This window comes from Arthrobacter sp. UYEF20, assembly GCF_040546335.1.
Lineage (GTDB): Bacteria > Actinomycetota > Actinomycetes > Actinomycetales > Micrococcaceae > Arthrobacter.
Genome location: NZ_JBEPNP010000062.1, coordinates 1 through 1,641 on the forward strand (window position 1 = coordinate 1; position 1,641 = coordinate 1,641).

General features: G+C 61.0%; 1 protein-coding gene and 1 pseudogene. One reads left to right on the top strand and one right to left on the bottom strand.

Annotation, left to right across the window (positions count from 1 at the left end; translation table 11 throughout):
- Nucleotides 1-117 (top strand): annotated as a pseudogene (locus ABIB26_RS23625) (AAA family ATPase); the annotation flags it as partial.
- Nucleotides 118-772: 655 nt separating this feature from the next.
- Here ABIB26_RS23625 and ABIB26_RS23630 read toward each other — a convergent pair.
- Entirely contained in the window at nucleotides 773-1,432 is a 660-nt protein-coding gene (locus ABIB26_RS23630; RefSeq protein ID WP_354248638.1) for a dihydrofolate reductase family protein, read from the bottom strand.
- Nucleotides 1,433-1,641 lie beyond the last annotated feature (209 nt).

Below are 1,641 nucleotides of genomic sequence, written 5' to 3' on the forward strand. Positions count from 1 at the left end.
GTCATGACGCTCACCGCGGACGACATCGTCGAGGCCGCGCTGGCCTTGGGCGAGAAGCCGGAGCCGGAACCGACGCCGGAACCGGAGCGGTCACGATGGTGGCGCTGGCTGGTCTGACCGGATCTGCGGCGGCTTTCAGGCGAATGCCCTGTCCTTTTTCAGAAGTCGTCTGCACCAAGTCGTGCGACAGGACGGGGCGAGTGCAGGGGACTGTTGACATCGGATTGTCAGAAGTCCCGTGCACCGTCGTGCACTTTTTCAAGAGTCCTCTGCACTAAACCAGCGCTACGGCGCTGTGGTGACTGCGGTTGTGCTGGCTGGGACCCAGCGATACAGCGTGGGTACTCAGACGCCGAGACTAGCGGCCACTTCTGTTGGTGGAGTACCTTGGCTGAGTAGTTTTCGGGCTGAGCGGGTCTTGGCGTCTGTCATGATTCGTTTGCGGGCACCGATCCTGCCCTGTTCCCTGCCCGTCAAGCTCTCGCCATGTTTGAGTACGCGCTCTTCAAAATCGGTGGTCGGCGGCACCCTGGCAAGGTATCTGACAACGAAGTCCCACAAGACCTAGCGCCGCCCACGTGGAGGGCCCGGTAAGGGATCCGTTACCGTACGTTCCTTGAGAGATGTCTACGCTCTGCATAGACGGCAATGTAGGTGACCGCACACAGAGGTCTCAGACAAGGGACATGCAAAACGACGCGCCGCTTTGGCCCGTCGATTGGGCAGGGTGTCTTACGGACGGTCGTTCATGGGCGATTGCTCCCAAGCCGGACTACCGGGCCGTGCGACGAGTGAAGATCAGATGGAGAATTCCGGATGGGGAAGGGGTCGCTTCGATTTCAAAGCGCTGTTCGAGTTCTTCCAGTCCGTCCCAGAGCCGTTCGCCCCGGCCCAGGACGATTGGCACGAGGGCGATGTGCATGTGGTCGATCAGATCGGCCTCGAGGAACTGTCGAATCGTGCTGACGCCGCCACCGATCCGGACGTCGAGGTCGCCGGCCAGGGCGCGAGCCTGCTTGAGCGCGGAGACCGGATCGGCGTCAATGAAGTGGAAGGTTGTTTCGCCTTCCATTTCGAGTATCGGCCGAGCATGGTGTGTAAGGACAACGACAGGGGTGTGGAAGACAGGGTTGTCGCCCCACCATCCCTTCCATTCCTCGTCCTGCCAGGGACCGCGTTGAGGGCCGAACTTGTTGCGCCCCATGATCTCGACGCCGATCCCGGGCGCCCACTGGCTGGCGAACGCCTCGTCGACGCCGAGGGATCCCTCCGACTCCCCGGGGATGCCCATCTGTCGGAAGGTGTGTGTCTTCATAGCCCACCCCATCAGCCGTGAGCCTGCGTGACCGAACGGAGCATCGAGTTGCTGGCCCTCGCCGGTGCCGAAGCCGTCAAGGGAGACCGAGAAGTTATGCACGCGGACGAGGGACATGTCATCTCCTAAAGTGCTTGTAGTTTGCAATCAACGTATAGCGTCACATCTTCACCGGGCCCAAGGTTACGCAAGTAGTCAGGCACCTGTCAGCAGTGCCTGCGGTATTGGCTTGGTCAAGTCCAAATGCGTGGTGTAACGCGGTTGCCGCGTGATCTTTGGTTTGTTTAGGCGCTGAGCGCCAGTTCTGGGGTGTTCGCTGCCTCCTC